The following is a 20,377-nucleotide window of genomic DNA, read 5'->3' as shown; positions in this document are numbered from 1 at the left end:
CCGCGCGCCCCCGGTCAGACCGTGACCGGTGCGGCGACCCGGCTGGGATCCGCCTCGCCGAGCGGCGGAATGACGGGAAAGTTGCTGCGGAACAAGCCATCCGGGTCGAACCGGTCCTTGATCTCCAGCAACCGCGCCAGCGTGACCGGATCGAAGACCGCGGCCGGGGTCTCACCGGAATCCAAGTAGGTGAACGGTTTCCGGCCACTCAGGTACGGACGCAGCGCATCCACCACAGCGTCACTGCGCTCGACGACGGCCGCCTCGACGTCCGCGGTCGGCGCGGGGCCGAGCAGCGACAGCAGGTACGGCTCGGCGATCCCGCCCGCGCAGCCCGCGTCGGCGCGCGGCCGGGTCAGCGCGCCACCCAGGTGCCGGACCTGGACCAGCGCGAGCGGCCCCACCCCGCCCTGCGGCGCGGCGGCGGCCAGCAGCGCGTCGCTCACCCGCGCGGAGAACTCGGTGAGCAGCTCACCGCGCACCCGGGCCGGGCTGGGGTCGGTCGGCTCCATGCAGACGCCGCCGACCTGCGCGGCATCCAGCGGCCGCCGGGTGTCCAGCACCGCACCCGGAATCTCGTCGAACAACCGCAGCGGACCGGTGACCGCGCCCAGCGCGACCACGTCCACGGCCACCATGGTCCGGCCGCGCAGCATCTCGGGAATCTCTGGAAACGGCGGGAATTGCAGGAGAGTCAGCCAAAGGCTCAGTCCCTCTTCGGCTTCCGCGGTGGCCTGCCGGAAGGCCGCGACGACCGCCTCGGTCCGCTCGGCCGGCCACAGGATGCGTCCGCCGAAAAGCTCGGTCGCGTCGAACAATTCGAATTCCATGCCGGTCACCAGCGCGAAATCGCCACCGCCGCCGCGCAGTGCCCAGAACAGGTCGGGCTCGGAGTCCGCGGTCACCCGGCGCTGATCGCCGTCCGCGGTCACCACCTCCAGCGCTCGCACCGCGTGCGCGGCGTAGCCGCGGCTGCGCGCGAACCAGCCGATACCGCCGCCCAGCGTGTACCCGGTCACCCCGACCACGGCGGAACTGCCGCAGGCCCCGGCCAATCCGTGCGCGGCGGCCCGCTCCAGCACCGGCTGCCAGGCCACCCCCGCCTGCACCCGCGCCACCCGCGCCGCGACGTCGATCTCGATCCCGTCCAGCGCCCGGGTCGTCACCAGCACGGTCCGGTCCGCCGCCGTGGCGGGGCTGTGCCCGGTCGCCCGCGTGCTCAGCGGCAGTTCGGCCGCCGCCGCGAACCGCACCAGCGCCGCGGCGTCCGCCGCGTCCGCGACCTCCACCACCGCCGAAACCCGCTGCCGCACGGCGAGATTCCACGGGGTGCTCGCCTGTTCGAAACCCTCGTCGCCGGGTACCAGCACCCGGCCCCGCACCACAGTGCGCAGCTCGCCACCGATCGCCGTCATCGCTCGCTCCTCCTTCGCCGCCGCGCGTACCGCGGCCGAACCCCGTCTGTCACAGGGGTATTGACCGTCCGGCCGGGTGCGTTAACCCGTTGGCACGCGGCCATGCTGGCAAGGACCGTGTGAACGTTTCGTGATCACGGCCGGGACAACCCCGGAAACAGTTCGGGCACCCGCCCACCCACCGGTTCCGGTGGGGGCAGGTGCCCGTGTGGCGCGGTGGATGGTCCTGGCCGGGACTGTGGTCCCGGCCGCCATCTTCACCGCTTCGCGCTGTTCACGTTCGTCGGCGCGTGGGAGCTTGCGCTCCTGGGGTTTCAGGGGTGGCCCCTGAACAACCTCTTGCCCTTGGGGTTTCAGGGGCTTGCCCCTGAGAGTCCCGAGAGTGGGGAACTTCTTTTCTAGCGCAGCTCGCGAGCCAGGTTGGCGTCCAGCACGCCGAGGAACTCCTCGGTGGTCAGGTAGCCCTGGTCGCCACCGACCAGCAGCGCGAGGTCCTTGGTCATCTGACCGGACTCGACCGTCTGGATGACGACATCCTCGAGCGTCTGGGCGAAGCCGATCACCTCGGGGGTGTTGTCCAGCTTGCCGCGGTGGGCCAGGCCACGCGTCCACGCGAAGATCGAGGCGATCGGGTTGGTGGAGGTGGGCTTGCCCTGCTGGTGCTGACGGTAGTGCCGGGTCACGGTGCCGTGCGCCGCCTCGGCCTCACAGGTGCGGCCGTCCGGGGTGAGCAGCACGGAGGTCATCAGACCCAGCGAGCCGAAGCCCTGCGCCACGGTGTCGGACTGCACGTCGCCGTCATAGTTCTTGCAGGCCCAGACGTAGCCGCCCTCCCACTTGAGCGCGGAGGCGACCATGTCGTCGATCAGGCGGTGCTCGTAGGTGAGACCGGCCGCGTCGAACTCGTCCTTGAACTCGGTCTCGTACACCTCCTGGAAGGTGTCCTTGAACATGCCGTCGTAGGCCTTGAGGATGGTGTTCTTGGTCGACATGTACACCGGGTAGTTCTGCTGCAGGCCGTAGTTCAGCGAGGCCCGCGCGAAGTCCCGGATCGAGTCCTTGAAGTTGTACATGCCCATGATCACGCCGCCGTCTTCCGGCATGCGGACGACCTCGTGCTGGATCGGCTCGGAGCCGTCCTCCGGCGTGAAGGTCAGGGTGACGGTGCCCGCCTGGTGCACCTTGAAATCGGTGGCGCGGTACTGGTCACCGAAGGCGTGGCGGCCGATGATGATCGGCTTGGTCCAGCCCGGAACCAGACGCGGCACATTGGAGATGATGATCGGCGCGCGGAAGATGGTGCCGCCGAGGATGTTGCGGATGGTGCCGTTCGGCGACCGCCACATCTTCTTCAGACCGAACTCCGTGACGCGGGCCTCATCGGGGGTGATCGTCGCGCACTTCACACCCACGCCGTGTTTCTTGATGGCGTTGGCGGCGTCGATGGTCACCTGATCATCGGTCTTGTCGCGATACTCGATGCCGAGGTCGTAATACTCGAGGTTCACATCGAGATACGGGTTGATCAGTTTGTCCTTGATGAACTGCCAGATGATCCGGGTCATCTCGTCGCCATCGAGTTCGACGACGGTCCCTTCAACCTTGATCTTGGACATGGATCTTCGTGTCCTCCTAGGAAGGTGGTGCTCCCATTGCACGGCCGGTGAGCACCGCTTGTAGCGGACCCCAGCTGTTCAACAGACAACGTATACGCATGGCGCTCGGCACGGGACCTGTGGTGCCAAGTCCACGTACGCTGTGGCGTCAAGCAAGACAAGCGTACTGCTGCTATCGATCTCACCGCTCGGGTGGCCCCCGCTGTGCGGGATTCAGTGCGGTTACCGATAAGTAGCTTTTCGCGTGACTTTACGCACTTTCCAGGATGCGAAAACCCGCGGCCCGCGGCAACCCCAAACCCGCGGACCGCGGGATATATGTTGCCGCGACCCGCGGGTGAATAGTCGGTGGGTCAGACGCCCACGTGCACGTGCTCGGAACCTTCGAGCAGATTCTCCGGCTTGTCCCGCACCATGAACGCGATGATCGGAATGGTCACCAGGAAGAATCCCGCGCCGATCAGGAACGCGATGTCATAGGAATGAATCGCGGCCCGGGCCATCACGTGGTCGACGCCCGGATTGTTCTTCGCGAACCGCTCGGCCACCTGCACCGCGATCGTCGACAGCAGCGCGGTGCCGATCGCGCCGCCCACCTGCTGCGCGGCATTGAGCAGCGCACTCGCGACACCGGAGTCACGCTCCTCGACCTGATGTAGCGCCGTGGTCTGCATGGCCACGAACAGCCCGCCCATGCCGAGCGCGATAAGAATCACTGCCGGCAGCACGCCCCCGGCATAGCTGTCCCCGAAGCTCAGCCGCGACAGATACAGCAGCCCGGCCATGCCCAGCACCGAACCGGTGATCATCAGCGGCCGCGGCCCGATCCGCGGCAGCAACCCGCTCGCGACGCCCGCGGAGACGACGATGCCGATCGGGAAGGGCAGGAACGCCACCCCCGCCTTCAGCGCCGACCAGCCCAGCGTGATCTGGAAGTAGTAGCTCATGTTGATGAACATGGCGAACATGGCGATCGGCAGCAGCAGCGCCACCAGGAACGAGCCGCCCCGGTTGATCTCCCCCGGAATACGCAGCGGCAGTAGCGGATTCGAGGACCGCCGCTCGATGGCGACGAAGGCGGCGAGCAGCGCGACGCCCGCGATCAGCAGGGCCAGGGTGGTGCTCGCGGTCCAGCCGTCCGAGGCCGCGCGGCTGAAGCCGTAGACCACCGAGACCAGGCCGAGCGTGGCGGTCACCGCGCCGGGCAGGTCGTAGCCGCCGGTGCGCGGCGCGGGCACGTCCCGGACCACGAAGGCGAGCGCACCGAGGAAGGCGATCAGCGCGATCGGGGTGTTGACCAGCAGGCACCAGCGCCAGTTGGCGTATTCGGTGAGCGCGCCGCCCACGATCAGGCCGATGGCCGCGCCACCCGCGGACACACCCGCGAAGACGCCGAACGCGCGAGCGCGCTCTTTGGCCTCGGTGAAGGTGACCGACACCAGTGACAGCGCGGCCGGCGCGAGCAGGGCGGCGAACGCGCCCTGCAGCCCGCGCCCGGCGAAGAGTTCCGCGCCGTTCTGCGCGAGCCCGGCCAGCGCCGACGCCCCGGCGAAGCCGACCAGGCCGATCAGGAACATGCGGCGGCGGCCCAGGTAGTCGGCGAGGCGGCCGCCGAGCAGCAGCAGGCCGCCGAAGATCAGCGTGTAGGCGGTGAGCACCCATTGCCGGTCGCCGTCGCTGATGCCCAGGTCACGCTGGGCGAACGGCATGGAGATGGTGACGATGGTGGCGTCCAGCACCACCATCAGCTGGGCCATGGCGAGTACGCCCAGGGCCCACCAGCGCGCGGCTCCGCGCTGGTCCGAGCTGTGTGATCGGTCTTCGAGTGTTTCTGTCGCGGCGGTCATGTCGTCTCCTCACGGACGGTCCGGGACACCCTCGACAATCTTGACCCTCAAGGCCAATTGACGTCAAGAGAAATTTGTCGTGCTGCGACATTTGGCATAATGGGACGTGAGAAGCGCCCGAACCCCTACCATGGAGGTATGTCGGAGTTGTCAACTCACCTCGGTGTGATCGCACGTCACCGGCCGGGCCTGCGTGAGCGGAAGAAGGAACAGACCCGGGCGCGGATCATCGACGTCGCCCTGCGGCTGTGCGACGCCCAGGGCTTCGACGCCACCACCGTGGAACAGATCGCCGACGAGGCCGACGTCTCGCCGCGCACCGTGAACCGGTACTTCGACAGCAAGGAAGACATCGTCATCGCGCCCATCGCCGACTGGGCGCGGGCACACGCGGACGCGCTGCGCGAGCAGCCGAGCACCGGCAACGAGCTGAAAGCGCTGCTGGACAGCTTCCTGTCCATTGTGGACCGCGTCGTCGACCACGACGAACCGCTGCCCTTCCGCTGGTTCCAGCAGATGCAGCGCATCATCCGGTCCACCGCCGCGGTGCGGGCGTGCAGCATGGCCGCCACCGAGAACAAGACCGAGCAGACCGCGCAGGTGCTGGCCGAACGCCTCGGCACCACCGTCGCGGATCTGCGAGTTCGGCTGCTGCTCGGCACCTTCCACGCCATCATGCGGGCCGGCACCGAATCGGACTCCGATTCCGGCTTCGCCGACGAGCGTCTGATCGAGTCACCGCGCAGCATGGCGGAGGCCGTGGTCGGCGCGTATCACGAATTCGTGCGCACCTGCGCGGGGCCCGCTGTGGCCAGCCCCACTTCCGAAACAGCGGCGTCCGCCCGCTAGAATCGCGCAACAGGTCAAGAGCATCAGCGTTAAGGCCCCGGCTTGCTGATCGGCAACCCTCCAGCTGCGGTGGGGTGCTCCGGGTGCAGACCCGGCGTTCGAAGGCCGAACGCAAGCGCAACTAGGAGGTCTACCGAAATGTGTTGTTGTCGAAGCCCATTCGCCTCTCGGTAACGTCAAACTTCCGCCATTCGGCGACCTTGTTTTTGGAGCAGAACACATGAGTGACTCGACCGCGCCCGCGGCCGTCTCGGCTGACGGCACCCTGGATCCGGCCGGCTGGTCCTTCGAGACCAAGCAGATTCACGCCGGACAGGCTCCCGATCCGGCCACCGGAGCCCGCGCCCTGCCCATCTACCAGACCACCTCCTACGCCTTCCGCGACACCGATCACGCCGCCGCGCTGTTCGGGCTCGCCGAGCCGGGCAATATCTACACCCGCATCATGAACCCCACCCAGGACGCGGTGGAGCAGCGCATCGCCGCGCTCGAGGGCGGTGTGGCCGCGCTGCTGCTGGCCTCCGGTCAGGCCGCGGAAACCTACGCGATCCTGAATCTGGCGCAGGCCGGCGACCACATCGTGGCCAGCCCGCACCTGTACGGCGGCACCTACAACCTGCTGCACTACTCGCTGCCCAAGCTGGGCATCGAGGTCAGCTTCGTCGAGGATCCGGACGATCTCGAGCAGTGGCGCACGGCCGTGCGGCCCAACACCAAGGCGTTCTACGGCGAGACCGTCGCCAATCCGAGCAGCTCGGTGCTCGACATCCCCGGCATCGCCGAGGTCGCGCACGCGGCGGGCGTGCCGCTGATCGTGGACAACACCGTCGCCACGCCGTACCTGATCCAGCCGCTGCGACTGGGCGCGGACATCGTCGTGCACTCGGCCACCAAATACCTGGGCGGGCACGGCTCCGCGGTCGCGGGCGTGATCGTGGACGGCGGCAACTTCGACTGGACCGTGCGGGACGCGGCGGGTGAGTCCCGCTTCCCGGGTTTCACCACCCCGGATCCCAGCTACCACGGCGCCGTGTTCGCCGATCTCGGCGCACCGGCCTACGCGCTCAAGGCGCGGGTGCAGTTGCTGCGCGATCTGGGTGCGGCGGTGTCGCCGTTCAACGCCTTCCTCATCGCGCAGGGCATCGAGACGCTGAGCCTGCGCGTCGAACGGCACGTGGCCAATGCCCAGGCCGTGGCCGAGTTCCTGACCGAGCAGCCCGGCGTCGAGAAGGTCTACTACGCAGGACTGCCCAGCTCCCCGTGGTTCGAGCGGGGCAAACAGCTGGCGCCCAAGGGTGTCGGCGCCATCGTCTCCTTCGAGCTGGCCGGCGGCGTGGACGCCGGCAAGAAGTTCGTGGAGGCGCTGGTGCTGCACAGCCATGTCGCTAACATCGGGGACGTGCGCTCGCTCGTCATCCATCCGGCCTCCACCACGCATTCCCAGCTGACGCCCGCCGAGCAACTGGCTTCCGGTGTCACACCTGGTCTGGTCCGGCTGGCCGTGGGTATCGAGGGGATCGGTGACATCCTGGCGGATCTGCGCGCCGGACTGACGGCGGCGGCAAATTGACCGTGAACATCGAATCGAACACGTCCCGGCACGCGGCGGAGCTGCTGCTGCCGCCGCCCGACGGGACGCTCGGCAGCATTGCCATCGGGGATGTCGAGCTCGAGACCGGAGCCGTCATTCCCGATGTCACGCTGGCTGTGCAGCGGTGGGGCGAACTATCGGCGAACGCGGACAACGTGGTGCTCGTGGAGCACGCGCTGACCGGTGATTCGCACGTGGTGGGCCCCGCCGACGTGCACCACGGCCAGGCCGGCTGGTGGGACGGCATCGTGGGCCCCGGCGCGCCGGTGGACACCCACGAGTGGTGCGTCATCGCCACCAATGTGCTCGGCGGATGTAAGGGCAGCACCGGGCCGTCCTCGCTGGCGGCGGACGGAAAGCCTTGGGGCGCACGATTTCCCGAGATCTCCATCCGCGATCAGGTGACCGCCGAGATCACGCTGTTCGACCTGCTCGGCATCGACCGCCTGGCCGCCGTGGTGGGCGGCTCCATGGGCGGCATGCGGGTGCTGGAATGGATGATCGCCCGGCCCGAACGGGTTGGGGCGGCCCTGGTGCTGGCGGTCGGCCCGCGCGGCACCGCCGACCAGATCGGCACCCAGACCACCCAGATCGCGGCCATCACGGCCGATCCGGACTGGCAGGGTGGCAACTACCACGGCACCGGGCGCGCCCCGATGACCGGCATGGGCGTCGCCCGGCGCATCGCGCACCTGACCTATCGCACCGAGTTCGAGCTCGACCACCGCTTCGAGAACCATGCCCAGGGCGACGAGGACCCGTGGGCGGGTGGGCGTTACGCGGTGGAGAGCTATCTGGAGTACCAGGCCGACAAGCTGATCTCGCGGTTCGACCCGGCCACCTACGTGCTGCTCACCGAGGCTATGAACCGCCACGACGTGGGCCGTGGCCGCGGCGGTGTCGTGGCGGCGCTGGGGTCCACGCCGGTGCCGTGCGTGGTCGGCGGGGTGGACTCGGATCGACTGTATCCGCTGCGTACCCAGCAGGAGCTGGCCGATCTGCTGCCGGGTTCCAAAGGGCTGGAGATCATCCGGTCCCGGGACGGTCACGACGGGTTCCTGACCGAGACCGAGGCGGTCGGCAAGCTCATGCTGGAGACGATGGACCTGGCCCGCGCCCAGCGCGAGTCGGACCGCTGAAACAACGCTGCCCGTCCGCTGCATCTCCGCTGCCTCACCGGAGGCGCGTTACCTCGCGTATCGTGTCCGTTTCACGCGAATTGCCGTGACGCGCTTCCGGTTTCGCGCACATGACACCTCCGTAACCGACGGCCCGGAATACGTGTGCGCAAGGCTCGGCACCCGTAATGTATTCAGGCATGACCGCCGCATTCGATGACATGGATCTACGCGATCTCGTCGATCTGCTCTCCGAGGACGAGCAGCGTGAACTTCGCCCGGCCATACTCCGTGTCCTGCACAGACTCCCGGACCAGGAAGTGTTGCGCCGTGAACTCGGCCGCCGCATAACCTCGGTCTAGCAATCCCCCAGCGCCGCGGGTTCGCGGCCACCCTCCGATCGAACATTCAGTGCCGCGACTCCGGTCGCGGCCCCGACCTCGGCGCGGTCTAGGTGACGCCGAGGCTGCTGATGGTCGCGGCCAGTGCGATGATCGCGCCGCCCAGCACCGTCAGCCAGGCGACGTCGAAACCCTTGCTGCGCACGGCGAGCAGACCGGCCCGGTCGGTCGGCAGAATCAGCCGCAGTGCCGCCGCCAGCAGCGTCCCGCCGCCGAAGAAGAAGGTGCCGCGCCGCCAGCGGTCCCAGGCCAGGAAGACCACGGCCACCACCAGCACCACCGCTACCAGCAGTATGGGCAGATTGCCCCGGACGAACTCCCCCGCACGACTGCTACGGCTCTCGGGTGCGGCATGGGCTGGAGTCACCGGACGAGCTTATCCGGCCCTCTGCGATGCTGGAGCCCGTGTTCCATCTCGTGTTCTTCGAACCTCGCATCCCTCCGAATACCGGCAATGCCATTCGGCTGGCGGCCGGCACCGGCTGCGAACTGCACCTGATCGAACCGCTCGGCTTCGACCTATCCGAGCCGAAGCTACGCCGGGCCGGGTTGGACTACCACGACCTGGCCGTCGTCACCGTGCACAAGAGTCTCGCCGCCGCGTGGGATGCCATTCGGCCCGAGCGGGTCTTCGCCTTCACCGCGACGGCCACCACCCACAGCACCGATGTCGCCTATCGCTCGGGCGATGTGCTGCTCTTCGGGCCCGAGCCGACCGGGTTGCCCGAGGAGGTGCTCGCCGATCCCCGCGTCACCGAGCAGCTGCGCATCCCGATGCTGCCGGGCCGGCGCTCGATGAATCTGTCCAATGCCGCGGCCGTCGCCGTGTACGAGGCCTGGCGGCAGCTGGGTTTTCCGGGCGCGGTCTGAGTCTCCGGGATCAGTCGTCGATTTCGAAGCGCTTGAAGCGGGAGGTCGCGCCGCCGGTCAGGCGGACCGCGGATTTGGGGACGCCGTAGTGGGCGGCCAGCAGCTCGATGGCTGCCTTGTTGGCCTTGCCCTCCACCGCCGGGGCGCGGACGTACAGCTGCAGCGCGCCATCGTCGAGGATCTCGACCAGGGGCCCCTTCTTGCTGCCGGGTTTGATGGTCGCCCGGACCACTGTCGACACGCCGCACTCCCTTCCCGCGCCCGACCCCATTGTCGCGGAGGGGGTCCGGGTCAACGGGCGGGGCCTGCGATACAGCGCACAGACTCGAGGGCAGCGATCGAGGCGGGGACGTCGTAGTGTCGCAGGCGATGCCGCGGCGGCAGGAAGGTCGCCCGGGAAGGAAAGTTCAGATGGTCAAGCGTTTGCTGTTGCTGCTGTCGGCGGTGGCGGGGGTGATCCTGCTGGCGACGGGTACGGCCGCGGCCGGGCCGGTCACCGTTCACGACGATTCCAAGGTGCTCGATGTCACCAAGGTGACGAATGCCGCGCTGCAGCTGACGGATCCGGTACAGATCTTCACCACCGAGAAGTACTCCGACGATCGGGCCAAATTCGACACGGAGACCCAGACCCACGTCAAGAATCCGACCGACGTGGTGCTGGCCGTCAATACCAAGACCAAGTGGCTGACCATCCGCACCGGCGCGAATTCCCACATCCGCGACACCACGCCCGCGGGGACCGCCTTCGGAAACGCGCTCGGCAGCGGCGATTACACGGGTGCGACCATCGCGGCGCTGGGCGCCTTGAAGACGGCCGCCGATCAGGCCGCGCCCACCAGCGTCAAGGCCGGCAACCCGGCCCCCGCGCACCAGCCCGCCGCCAAGCCCGAGAGCAAGAGCAGCGGCTGGGGCTGGCTGGGCCTGCTGTGCCCGATCCTGGTCATCGGCGGCATCGTCGCGGCGGTCGTCGCGTTCCTCCGCCGTCGCCGCGGCACCCCGCCGCCGCCCGCCCCGTTCGGCGGCGGTGGTTTCGGCGGCGGCTACGCCCCGGGTGGCCCGGGCTACGGCGGCCCGCCCGCGCCGCCCTACGGCGGTGGCCGTCCCGGTATGAGCCCCGGTGCTGCGGCCGGTCTCGGCGCGGTCGGCGGTGCCCTGGGCGGCGGCCTGCTCGGCTACGAACTGGGCCGGATGGAAGGCGAACACGAGCGCGACCGCGGCCCGGAATACGGCCCGCCCCCCGAATCCGGCGGCTACGGCGGTTACGACCCCGGCCCCCAGGAGTGGGGCGGAGGCGGCGGCGACTACGACTTCGGCGGCGGCAGCGATTTCGGTGGCGGCGACTCCGGTGGCGGCGGTGACTTCGGCGGCGGCGGCGATTCCGGCGGCGGCGACTTCTAGCCGTTCGCCAATTCAGGCGAAAACCCTTGGCGCGCGCTGCCTCTCACCCGAAGCGCGGGCGCGCCGTTCGATGCGACAACCGAAATATGGTGCCGGCGGCCGCGTTCAGCGGAAGTCGCGGGAACGGCCCTCGATGCGCAGGTCCATGCGCTGCAGATGGTCGGCGACGATGGTGACCGCGCCCTCGGCGTTCTGCACCCGCCCGCGGATGAGCAGGGCGGGCGCGGTGGTGGCCAGGCGGCGGTAGCGGGCCCACAGGCCGACCGAGCAGACCACGTTCACCATGCCGGTCTCGTCCTCCAGGTTGAGGAAGGTGACCCCGCCCGCGGTGGCCGGACGCTGCCGGTGGGTGACCGCGCCGCCGACGAGAACCCGGGTGCCGTCACGAATGTCGAGCAGCTGCGCGGCGGGGATGACGCCGAGCGCGTCGAGGCGCTCGCGCAGGAATTCGGTCGGATAGCTGCCGGGCGAGACGCCGGTGGCCCACACGTCGGCGGCGGCCAGCTCCAGCGCGCTCATCCCGGGCAGGGCGGGTGCGGCGGTGGCCGCGCCGGTGCCGGGCAGCCGGTCGGGCCGTTCCCCGGCGGCCGCGCCCGCCGCCCACAGCGCCTCGCGGCGGGTGCCGCCGAGACTGGTCAGCGCGCCCGCGGTGGCCAGCGCTTCGGCCTGTGGCACGCTCAGCTCCACGCGCCCGGTGAGGTCGAGAAACGTGGTGTAGGGCCCGATCTCGCGGGCGGCCACGATCTGTTCGGCCAGCTCGGTGCCGATGTGCCGGACCGCGGCCAGCCCCAGCCGGATCTCCAGGCCCTGTGCCTCCAGGGTCGCCTCGGCCAGGCTGTGGTTGATGTCGGGCCCATGCACCACCACCCCGTGCCGTCGCGCGTCGGCGACCAGCGACTGCGGCGAGTAGAACCCCATCGGCTGGGCGCGCAGCAGTCCCGCGCAGAAGGCGGCCGGGTGATGCAGCTTGAACCACGCCGAGTAGAACACCAGTGAGGCGAAACTCTGCGAATGGCTTTCCGGGAAACCGAAATTCGCGAAGGCGTACACCTTCTCGTAGATGCGGTCGGCCACTTCGCCGGTGATGCCGTGCAGGTCCTTCATGCCCTGATAGAAGCGGGCCCGCAGCCGTTCCATCTTCTCCGGTGACCGCTTGGATCCCATGGCGCGGCGCAGCTGATCGGCCTCGGCGGCGGTGAATCCGGCGACGTCCACGGCCATCTGCATGAGCTGCTCCTGGAACAGCGGGACGCCGAGAGTGCGTTCCAGCGCGTTCTCCAGTGCCGGATGGTCGTAATCGGGCTTCTCCCTGCCATTGCGGCGACGGATGTAGGGGTGCACCGACCCGCCCTGGATCGGTCCCGGCCGGATGAGCGCCACCTCCACCACCAGGTCGTAGAAGTTCCGCGGCTTCAGGCGCGGCAGGGTCGCCATCTGCGCGCGGGACTCCACCTGGAAGACGCCGACGGAGTCGGCGCGGCACAGCATGTCGTAGACGGCTTCCTCGCCCAGGTCCAGCCGATGCAGTTCGACGGTGTGCCCCTTGTGCTCGGCCACCAGGTCGATCATGTAGTGCAACGCCGACAGCATGCCCAGCCCGAGCAGGTCGAACTTGACCAGTCCCGCCGACGCGCAGTCGTCCTTGTCCCACTGCAGCACACTGCGATCGGCCATGCGCGCCCATTCGGTCGGGCACACGTCGGCGATGGGCCGGTCGCAGATCACCATTCCGCCGGAGTGGATGCCCAAATGCCTTGGCAGACCCTCCAATTCACCGGCCAGCGCGAGGACGTCGCCGGGGATGTCGGTGTGCTGCTCTTCCGCCACGCCCGTCCAGCGGCTCACCTGTTTGCTCCAGGCGTCCTGCTGTCCGGTCGAAAAGCCCAGGGCGCGTGCGGCATCCCGCACCGCGGAGCGCCCGCGATAGGTGATCACATTGGCCACCTGCGCCGCGTATTCGCGCCCGTACTTGGCGTAGACGTGCTGGATGGCCTCCTCGCGCCGATCCGATTCGATGTCCACGTCGATGTCGGGCGGCCCGTCCCGCTCCGGCGACAGGAACCGTTCGAACAGCAGCTTGTTGGCGACCGGGTCCACATTGGTGATGCCGATGGCGTAGCAGACCGCCGAATTGGCCGCGGAACCCCGGCCCTGGCAGAGGATGTCGTTGTCGCGGCAGAAGCTGACGATGTCGTGCACGACCAGGAAGTAGCCCGGGAAGTTCAGGGTGGCGATCACGTCCAGTTCGTGTTCCAGCTGCCGATAGGCGTCCGGGCTCCCGGCCCGGGGCCCGTAGCGGCGGGCCGCGCCGCGGAGGGTGAGCTCGCGCAGCCACGAGTTCTCGTCGTGGCCGTCCGGCACGTCGAAGGGCGGCAGTCGGGGCGCGATCAGCCGCAGGTCGAACGCGCAGTCCCGGCCCAGCGCAACGGCATTCGCCACCGCCTCGGGGCAGGCGGCGAACAGCCGCGCCATCTCGTCGCCGGAGCGCAGGTGCGCGCCGCCGGTGGGGGCCAGCCAGCCGGCCATGTCGTCGAGGCTGGAGCGGGCCCGGATTGCGGCCAGCGCCATGGCTCGGCGCCGGTGCGGCGGGGCCGCGAAATGCGCTCCGGTGGTGGCGAGTACGGGCAGCCCGACCCGGTCGGCGAGGGCGATGAGCCGGGCATTGCGCTCATCGTCCTCGGGGATGCCGTGGTGGGTGAGCTCCACGCTCACGTGCTCGCGCCCGAACCGTTCGATCAGATCGCGCAGCGCCGCCTCGGCCGCCGCGTCGCCCTGCCGAAGCGCCTGTCGCACAGTCCCTTTGCGGCAGCCGGTGAGAATGTGCCAGTGCCCGCCCGCCGCGGCGGTGAGCCGTTCCAGGTCGTAGCGCAGGATGCCCTTCTCCCCCGCCGCCATGTGCGCGGCGGCCATCTCCCGCGACAGCCGCCGGTACCCCTCCTGCCCGCGCGCCAGCACCAGCAGGTGCGGTCCGGCCGGGTCGGGTGTGCCGGTGCGCGGCTCGGAATTCAGTGCGTCCGACTCGGATTCGCGACCGCGCCGCCGCCCGCGGGGCGCCAGGTGCGCACCGGCGCGGGCCGCGGTGCCGATGGACAGCTCGGCGCCGAAGATGGTCGGCATCCGCCATTCCCGCGCCGCCTCCGCGAACCGCACCACGCCGTAGAACCCGTCGTGGTCGGTCAGCGCGAGGGCCTCCAGGCCCAGTCGCACGGCTTCCTCCACGAGTTCTTCGGGCTGGCTGGCGCCGTCGAGGAAGCTGTAGGCCGAGTGCGTGTGCAGCTCGGCGTACGGCACCGCCGATCGCGCGACCCGCCCGAGTTCTCCGGCCTCGTACTTCTCCCGCTTCCGCGACCAGGCCGGGCTGTCGCCGCCGTCGCCGTCGACCGGCCTGCGCGCGGGATCGGGCCGTCCGGACAGCACCCGTTCCATCTCCGCCCACGAAGGCGGGCCGTTGTGCCAGCCCATGACGCACCTCCTCCGCAATCCGACCGGTCTCGAGTATCGAACATACATTCGAAACCGATTGGTCTCTACAGCGGCACGCACCAAATCCCCGGAGGCCGATTCGGGGGTGGGCAACCACACCGTGGCGCGTTAACTTACTTTGGAGTAAGTTACAGGCAATTCCACCTGCAAGGGAGCAGCGATGACTGAAACCCCGGGCGACAACGGCACCGGTTACCTGGCCCGACGGCGCGCCCGCCGCGATCTGGCCGGCAAGCACGTCGTCATCACCGGCGCATCCTCCGGCATCGGCCGCTCGGCCGCGCTCGCCGTCGCCGAGAAGGGCGCGGTCGTCATCCTGCTGGCCCGCCGCGCCGATGAGCTGTCCACCGTGGTGGACGAGATCACCGCCGCGGGCGGCGCCGCGTTCGGCTACCCGTGCGATGTCACCGACCAGGACTCGGTCGACCGGACCCTGCAGGCCGTACTCGACACCCACGGGCACGTCGACATGCTGGTCAACAATGCCGGCCGCTCCATCCGCCGTGCCGTGCACCGCTCCACCGACCGCATGCACGACTTCGAGCGCACCATGGCCGTCAACTACTTCGGCGCGGTGCGCATGACCCTGGGCCTGCTGCCCGGCATGCGGGAGCGCCACGACGGTCACATCGTGAACATCTCCAGCGCCGGTGTCCAGGTCGCCACCCCGCGCTTCGCCGCCTACCTGGCCAGCAAGGCCGCCCTGGATAAGTTCGCCGAGGTGACCGCGGCCGAAATGCGTTCCAGCAACATCACTTTCACCACCATCCACATGCCGCTGGTCCGCACCCCCATGATCACCCCGAGCGGCGACCAGGGCACCGGCACCCAATCCCCGGAGTGGGCGGCGGCGCTCATCGTGCGGGCCCTCACCGAGCGCCCCCGCCGCATCGACGTGCCGCTCGGCACCCTGGCCGAGTACGGCTCCATGTTCGCGCCCGGCATCAAGGAGCGGGTCCTGCACCGCTACTACCGCGCCATCCCCGACTCCCCCGCCGCCAAGGGCGAGGCGGTGCCCGAATCGGAGACGGCCGACGTGGACATCGTTGTCCCGCAACGCCGCCGCACCGTCCCGCCCGCGGTCCGCGTCACCGGAACCGCCCTGCGCCGCGCGGCCCGGCTGGTCCCGGGCACCTACTGGTGACCACCCGCTGACCCGGGAACCGCCCTGCTCAGGGCCGCACCCGGGTGGGTGTCACGCGGGAAAAGCGTTGCCCACCTGATGTTGTCGGCCTCGAGCAGCCGCGGGTGCGCCGAAGGCCGAAGCTCCGGCAGGCACCAGCATCGAAATAACCCGGCACGGCGAATTCCAGGCACCGGTCACGTCGCCGCCTCCAAGCTTCCCGAGGTCCTCCCCCTCATGACCGCCCGGCTCCGCAACCACCTCGCGTGACGCCGGTCGCGGCGGTACTCCTGACGCTCGGGCAGCGTGACGGATACGACGCTTGATCACACGCCTCTTGACGCGTCCTGGGATTCGAGTTCTACTGTGCATTGATCGAACAAACTTTCGATTATGTTAGGTAGCTGGCTCGGTGCTGGCTTGCGTTGCCGAGGGTTGGGTCCCGTCGACTGGGAGAGGTGGTCACTGGATGGGTGCGGCTGCGGAGGCCAGGCGGGCGCAGTTGGCCGAGTTGCGGCGGCGGATGGCCGCCGTGCCCGCGCGCGGGGCCGAGGTGGCGGCCCATGTGCCCGTGTCCGAGGAGCCGCGACGGGAGTCCTTGCCGGTGCCGGGGGCGCTCGAAAACCTTTTACCCGATGGCGGATTGGCCAAGGGGTCGGTGGTCGTCTACAACGGCGCGGGGTCGCTGATCTCGGGGCTGCTGGCCGCGGTGACGGGCTCCGGGGGGCATGCCGCGGTGGTCGGGCTGCCGCGGCTGGGGTTGCTGGCCGCCGCGGAGATGGGGGCCCGGCTCGACCGGCTGGCGGTGGTCTCCGATCCAGGACCCGACCCGCTCGAAGTTGCCTCCGTATTGCTGGATGGCCTGGACCTGGTGGTGCTCGGGCTGAACGGTCTCGCCGTCCCCATGTCCCGCGCCCGTATCCTCGCCGCCCGCGCCCGCAGCAAGAACTCCACCCTGATGGTGACCAACGGTTCCTGGTCCGGTTCCGCCCTGCACATCGACACCCGGGTCGCCGGATACAGCGGCCTGGGCCGCGGCTGCGGCCGCCTGCGCACCGTCCGCCTCGACGTCTCCGTCCGCGGCCGCTCCGCCCAACCCCGCTCCGGCCACCTGGCCCTCAGCCCCGCCGACGGCCGCGTCGAATGGGTCGCCACCCCCGGCCCCGCCCGGCCCGCCGCCGCTCCCGAACCACTGCGCCCGGCGCGTCATGCCGCGTCCTGACCGATTGCCGACCGCCGCCCCGACCACCTCAGGCCAGGCGATAGCGCCTGCGGCGCAGCGGATTTCCCGCGCCTTCCGGGTGCCCCCTGGTGTGGGCGGGCGTCATGTCGCGGGCTGACCGCCGCGATTGTCGTCCGGCTGCCGACCGCTGCGGTAGTGCCGCGAGAGCAGGCCGGTCGTGAAGGCGCGGCGGGTGCTCGTGGTGTGGTGCCCGGATTGGCCCGCGGTGGCGGCGGCCGCCGAGGCGGGCGCGGAGGCCACTCGCGCGGTGGCGGTGCTCGCGGCCAACCGGGTGGTGGCCTGTACGGCGGTGGCACGGGCGGAAGGGATCCGCCGGGGTCTGCGGAAGCGGGAGGCTCAGGGCCGCTGCCCGGATCTGCTGGTGGCACAGGACGATCCGGATCGCGACGCCCGTCTGTTCGAACCCGTGGTGGCGGCCGTGGACGCGACCGTGCCGGGCGTGGAGGTGCTGCGCCCGGGCATGCTGGCGCTCTCGGCGCGCGGCGCGGCGCGGTTCTTCGGCTCCGAGGAGGCCGCCGCCGAGCGCCTGGTGGACGCCGTGGCGGCGGTCGGCGTGGAATGCCAGATCGGCATTGCCGACGAGCTGTCCACCGCGGTCTTCGCCGCCCGCCGCGCCACCCTGGTCCCGTCCGGCCGAGGCGCGGAATTCCTTGCGCCCATGCCGGTTTCGGAGCTAGCGGTGGAACCGGTGCTGGCCGCGCCGCAGCGCGTCGAACTGGTGGATCTGCTGCACCGGCTGGGCCTGCGCCGCATCGGCGACTTCGCGGCCCTCACCCCCGCCGAGGTGGCGTCGCGGTTCGGCGCGGACGCGATCATCGCGCACCGCTGCGCCCGCGCGGTCCCGGAGCGCCCGCCCGCCGCTCGCCTGCCCGCCGCCGACCTGACCGTGGAGCACCGCTGCGATCCCCCGATCGACCGCGTCGACATGGCCGCCTTCGCGGGCCGCCTGCTCGCCACCGAGCTGCACACCAAGCTGTCCGCCGCCGCCGTGGCCTGCACCCGCCTGGTCATCCACGCCGAAACCGAAGCGGGCGAGGAGTTCTCCCGCATCTGGCGCTGCGCCGAACCGCTCACCCCGGACAGCACCGCCGACCGCATTCGCTGGCAGCTCGACGGCTGGCTCACCCGCCGCGCCCTCGATCGCGGCCGGACCCGCGCCGCTGCTCCCGATTCGCCGGAGGCACACGACGACTGGGATGCCGGCCCGAACGCGGCCGTCACCCTCCTGCGCCTGGAACCCGTCGAGGTGGTGTCGGCCGGCGCCCTGCAGCTCGGTCTGTGGGGTGGGGTCGGCGAGGACGAGGAGCGGGCACGCCGCGCGCTGATCCGGGTGCAGAGCCTGCTGGGCGGTGACGCCGTGCGCATGGGTGTGCTCAGCGGCGGTCGCGGCCCGGGGGAGCGCATCACCATGGTCACCCTCGGTGACGAGCCGGTCCCCGCGACCGATCCGGCCCAGCCCTGGCCCGGCCGGCTTCCCGAGCCCGCTCCGGCACTGGTGCTCACCCATCATCCGGAGGTGCGCCTGGAGGCTGCCGACGGTTCCCCGATCTGGGTCACCGAGCGCGGCCTGTTCACCGCCGATCCCGCCCACCTGCACTGGGGCAGCAGCTCCTGGCGGCTGACCGGCTGGGCCGGACCCTGGCCGGTCGACGATCGCTGGTGGACACACCGTTTCGAGCACGGCTTCGCCGCCCGCGCCCAGGTGCAGCTGGACGCCGAGGACGCCACCCGCCTGCGCGCGCTGCTCCTGCTCGGCTACAACAGCGCCTGGCATGTGGAGGGGCTCTACGAGTAGGCGCCGCTCAAATGCCCAGCGGCAGGCGCAGATCCATCATGGCGGGCCAGAGTTCGGCCCAGGGATGCACGGGTTCGCGGCAGACCGCGATGGCGATATCGGTGTTCACGCCGGGGAATCCGTTCGGGATGTTCAGGTGCGCACGGACTGTCACCTCGCCGAACTGCCGCCGCAGGGTGGGTTCGGCGCTGTCGAGGCCGACGTAGAGGATGGCGTCGGTGTCCGACGGCGGCGGGCCGAAGTAGCCGAAGCCGCGGTTGGGGCTGTAGACGGGCGGCAGGTCGTAGTCGCGCCCGAAGTTCTGGATCGCGGCCGCCTGCCAATAGTTCTGGGCGATGATCGCTTTCGGGCGTTCCGCCTCCGGGAGCTGCCGGTAGGCGTCGGCGACCTTCGCGGTCAGATCGGACCATCCCGAGGAGCCGAAAATGCTGGTCCGCATGGCGAAGTCGGCCTGGTTCCGGATGGCGCCGTGCACACGGGAGGGCGGCTGCGGCAGGGTGACCACGAGCGCGGCGATGATGGCCAGCGACAGCACCACGATCGGCGGCGCGACGACTCGCAGCAAGCGGCCGCCGCGGTCGTTCACCGAGTAGGGCAGCGAGGCCGCGCCGATGCCGAACAGCACGGGCAGGAATCCCGCTGTGTAGTAAGGCCGTCCGTGCCCGACGAGGACAACGAGCACCAGCAGCGCCGAGGCGACGAGCATGAAGAGGTAGGGCCGCAGCCAGCGTTGCCGGGCCAGGCACCAGAAAGCCCAGCCGACGAGCAGCCCGCCCAGCAAGCCGGTCAGTCCGATCATCTGCGGCATACACGCGAGCGGCCCGCCGCCGGCCGCGTCCTGCTCGGCGCCGATCACCTTGCTCATGGCCAGCGCCGGCCAGCCGTGCGTGTGCTGCCACCACAGACCGGGCACCGCGGAGACCGCGAAGATCGCCGCGCCCTGCCACAGCGCGGGCCGCCACAGCAGCTGCCGCGGTCCCGCGACGAGCACGCCCGCGCCCAGGCAGAGCAGGATCGTGGGAATGAACCATTTGACCTGCAGATCGATGGCGGCGACGAGGCCGAGCGCGACGAGCAGCCGGTCGTCGCGGGTGCGGATCCAGCGGATCAGCAGCCAGATGACGGCGGCCTGCAGGGTGGCGTCGAAGGAGAAGGTGCTCAGCTGGACGGCCTGGGTCGCGGCGAGTGGCGAGACCCCGTAGGCGGCGGCCGCGAGCAGTTGCGCGGTGCGCGAGCCGCCCAGTTCGTAGGCGACCGCGGCACTGATCACGACCGCGGCCGCGGTCATCAGGACCGCCGGCAATCGCAACACGGGCGCCGAGCCGGGCGCCACGGCGTCGGCCAGGTGGGCCATCAGCGGTATGAGCACGCCTTGGTCGGCGTAGGTGATACTGCGGTGCGCGCCCGCGGCGACGAAATACAGTTCGTCGCCGAAGAAGTCGTAGCGCAGCGTGGGGACGGCGAGAAAGGCCCCGCTGAGTACGGCTAGTAGAAGGACCCACGCCGTAGCGAAGGTGGGCCGCGGCGGGCTCGGTTCCTGGAGATCCTGGAGATCGACCGCGGGGGCGGCAGCATTGAGAACCATATTTCCCCGGCAGAAAAGCTATTGGTGAATCGGGCAATGA

At 70.0% G+C, this 20,377-nt stretch carries 16 protein-coding genes and 1 riboswitch; of the genes, 9 read left to right on the top strand and 7 right to left on the bottom strand.

Annotation, left to right across the window (positions count from 1 at the left end; genetic code table 11):
- Window positions 1-14 precede the first annotated feature (14 nt).
- The 3 genes from ACWEKS_RS02570 to ACWEKS_RS02560 all read right to left on the bottom strand — a co-directional run bounded on the left by ACWEKS_RS02570 (window position 15) and on the right by ACWEKS_RS02560 (window position 4,878).
- Window positions 15-1,415: an FAD-binding oxidoreductase gene (locus ACWEKS_RS02570; RefSeq protein ID WP_452338452.1), complete on the bottom strand. Its 1,401-nt coding sequence runs from the start codon at window positions 1,413-1,415 to the stop codon at window positions 15-17.
- Window positions 1,416-1,813: 398 nt separating this feature from the next.
- Window positions 1,814-3,031 (bottom strand): NADP-dependent isocitrate dehydrogenase, encoded by a 1,218-nt coding sequence (locus tag ACWEKS_RS02565; protein WP_452338451.1) that lies wholly within the window; start codon window positions 3,029-3,031, stop codon window positions 1,814-1,816.
- Between the two features lie 353 nt (window positions 3,032-3,384).
- On the bottom strand, window positions 3,385-4,878 hold the full coding sequence (locus tag ACWEKS_RS02560; protein WP_452338450.1) for an MFS transporter: 1,494 nt from the start codon (window positions 4,876-4,878) through the stop codon (window positions 3,385-3,387).
- A 138-nt stretch (window positions 4,879-5,016) separates the two neighbouring features.
- Here ACWEKS_RS02560 and ACWEKS_RS02555 point away from each other — a divergent pair, with 138 nt between their 5' ends.
- From ACWEKS_RS02555 to ACWEKS_RS02540, 4 genes are all read left to right on the top strand, one after another.
- Window positions 5,017-5,727: a TetR/AcrR family transcriptional regulator gene (locus tag ACWEKS_RS02555; RefSeq protein WP_452338449.1), complete on the top strand. Its 711-nt coding sequence runs from the start codon at window positions 5,017-5,019 to the stop codon at window positions 5,725-5,727.
- Between the two features lie 12 nt (window positions 5,728-5,739).
- A riboswitch (SAM riboswitch) is annotated at window positions 5,740-5,851 on the top strand.
- A gap of 96 nt (window positions 5,852-5,947) precedes the next feature.
- Complete coding sequence (locus tag ACWEKS_RS02550; protein ID WP_452338448.1) at window positions 5,948-7,297, top strand: bifunctional o-acetylhomoserine/o-acetylserine sulfhydrylase; 1,350 nt, start codon at window positions 5,948-5,950, stop codon at window positions 7,295-7,297.
- A 41-nt stretch (window positions 7,298-7,338) separates the two neighbouring features.
- Entirely contained in the window at window positions 7,339-8,457 is a 1,119-nt protein-coding gene (metX, locus tag ACWEKS_RS02545; RefSeq protein WP_452338529.1) for a homoserine O-acetyltransferase MetX, read from the top strand.
- 179 nt (window positions 8,458-8,636) lie between these two features.
- Window positions 8,637-8,798, top strand: coding sequence for a hypothetical protein (locus ACWEKS_RS02540; protein WP_167659831.1), 162 nt, complete (start codon window positions 8,637-8,639; stop codon window positions 8,796-8,798).
- Between the two features lie 88 nt (window positions 8,799-8,886).
- Here ACWEKS_RS02540 and ACWEKS_RS02535 read toward each other — a convergent pair whose 3' ends face one another.
- Window positions 8,887-9,204: a DUF3017 domain-containing protein gene (locus ACWEKS_RS02535; RefSeq protein ID WP_379394784.1), complete on the bottom strand. Its 318-nt coding sequence runs from the start codon at window positions 9,202-9,204 to the stop codon at window positions 8,887-8,889.
- Window positions 9,205-9,242: 38 nt separating this feature from the next.
- Here ACWEKS_RS02535 and ACWEKS_RS02530 point away from each other — a divergent pair, with 38 nt between their 5' ends.
- Complete coding sequence (locus tag ACWEKS_RS02530) at window positions 9,243-9,707, top strand: tRNA (cytidine(34)-2'-O)-methyltransferase (RefSeq protein ID WP_379381857.1); 465 nt, start codon at window positions 9,243-9,245, stop codon at window positions 9,705-9,707.
- Between the two features lie 10 nt (window positions 9,708-9,717).
- Here ACWEKS_RS02530 and ACWEKS_RS02525 read toward each other — a convergent pair whose 3' ends face one another.
- On the bottom strand, window positions 9,718-9,978 hold the full coding sequence (locus ACWEKS_RS02525; RefSeq protein ID WP_379381855.1) for a DUF167 domain-containing protein: 261 nt from the start codon (window positions 9,976-9,978) through the stop codon (window positions 9,718-9,720).
- 140 nt (window positions 9,979-10,118) lie between these two features.
- On the opposite strand from ACWEKS_RS02525, the gene ACWEKS_RS02520 reads away from it, so the two are divergent.
- Window positions 10,119-11,108: a hypothetical protein gene (locus tag ACWEKS_RS02520; protein WP_452338447.1), complete on the top strand. Its 990-nt coding sequence runs from the start codon at window positions 10,119-10,121 to the stop codon at window positions 11,106-11,108.
- A 105-nt stretch (window positions 11,109-11,213) separates the two neighbouring features.
- Here the strand turns inward: ACWEKS_RS02520 and ACWEKS_RS02515 are convergent, their stop codons facing one another.
- Window positions 11,214-14,570, bottom strand: coding sequence for an error-prone DNA polymerase (locus ACWEKS_RS02515; protein WP_452338446.1), 3,357 nt, complete (start codon window positions 14,568-14,570; stop codon window positions 11,214-11,216).
- 181 nt (window positions 14,571-14,751) lie between these two features.
- On the opposite strand from ACWEKS_RS02515, the gene ACWEKS_RS02510 reads away from it, so the two are divergent.
- The 3 genes from ACWEKS_RS02510 (at window position 14,752) to ACWEKS_RS02500 (ending at window position 18,752) form a co-directional block, all read left to right on the top strand.
- Window positions 14,752-15,735, top strand: a complete 984-nt coding sequence (locus ACWEKS_RS02510) for an SDR family NAD(P)-dependent oxidoreductase (RefSeq protein ID WP_452338445.1) — start codon at window positions 14,752-14,754, stop codon at window positions 15,733-15,735.
- A gap of 448 nt (window positions 15,736-16,183) precedes the next feature.
- On the top strand, window positions 16,184-16,936 hold the full coding sequence (locus tag ACWEKS_RS02505; RefSeq protein WP_379394770.1) for a hypothetical protein: 753 nt from the start codon (window positions 16,184-16,186) through the stop codon (window positions 16,934-16,936).
- A gap of 178 nt (window positions 16,937-17,114) precedes the next feature.
- Window positions 17,115-18,752: a DNA polymerase Y family protein gene (locus ACWEKS_RS02500; RefSeq protein WP_452338444.1), complete on the top strand. Its 1,638-nt coding sequence runs from the start codon at window positions 17,115-17,117 to the stop codon at window positions 18,750-18,752.
- A 7-nt stretch (window positions 18,753-18,759) separates the two neighbouring features.
- On the opposite strand, the gene ACWEKS_RS02495 is transcribed toward ACWEKS_RS02500, so the two are convergent.
- On the bottom strand, window positions 18,760-20,337 hold the full coding sequence (locus ACWEKS_RS02495) for an ArnT family glycosyltransferase (RefSeq protein ID WP_452338443.1): 1,578 nt from the start codon (window positions 20,335-20,337) through the stop codon (window positions 18,760-18,762).
- Window positions 20,338-20,377 lie beyond the last annotated feature (40 nt).

It is taken from the genome of Nocardia sp. NPDC004711 (assembly GCF_053601595.1).
This window is presented reverse-complemented; position numbering and strand designations above follow the sequence as displayed.

Bases quoted from the DNA above. Each gene is read 5' to 3' on its own strand.
- ACWEKS_RS02570 (WP_452338452.1), bottom strand. From the start codon at position 1,415: ATGACGGCGATCGGTGGCGAGCTGCGCACTGTGGTGCGGGGCCGGGTG.
- ACWEKS_RS02550 (WP_452338448.1), top strand. From the start codon at position 5,948: ATGAGTGACTCGACCGCGCCCGCGGCCGTCTCGGCTGACGGCACCCTG.
- ACWEKS_RS02525 (WP_379381855.1), bottom strand. From the start codon at position 9,978: ATGGGGTCGGGCGCGGGAAGGGAGTGCGGCGTGTCGACAGTGGTCCGG.
- ACWEKS_RS02515 (WP_452338446.1), bottom strand. From the start codon at position 14,570: ATGGGCTGGCACAACGGCCCGCCTTCGTGGGCGGAGATGGAACGGGTG.
- ACWEKS_RS02565 (WP_452338451.1), bottom strand. From the start codon at position 3,031: ATGTCCAAGATCAAGGTTGAAGGGACCGTCGTCGAACTCGATGGCGAC.
- ACWEKS_RS02540 (WP_167659831.1), top strand. From the start codon at position 8,637: ATGACCGCCGCATTCGATGACATGGATCTACGCGATCTCGTCGATCTG.
- ACWEKS_RS02505 (WP_379394770.1), top strand. From the start codon at position 16,184: ATGGGTGCGGCTGCGGAGGCCAGGCGGGCGCAGTTGGCCGAGTTGCGG.
- ACWEKS_RS02560 (WP_452338450.1), bottom strand. From the start codon at position 4,878: ATGACCGCCGCGACAGAAACACTCGAAGACCGATCACACAGCTCGGAC.
- ACWEKS_RS02555 (WP_452338449.1), top strand. From the start codon at position 5,017: ATGTCGGAGTTGTCAACTCACCTCGGTGTGATCGCACGTCACCGGCCG.
- ACWEKS_RS02510 (WP_452338445.1), top strand. From the start codon at position 14,752: ATGACTGAAACCCCGGGCGACAACGGCACCGGTTACCTGGCCCGACGG.
- ACWEKS_RS02495 (WP_452338443.1), bottom strand. From the start codon at position 20,337: ATGGTTCTCAATGCTGCCGCCCCCGCGGTCGATCTCCAGGATCTCCAG.
- ACWEKS_RS02520 (WP_452338447.1), top strand. From the start codon at position 10,119: ATGGTCAAGCGTTTGCTGTTGCTGCTGTCGGCGGTGGCGGGGGTGATC.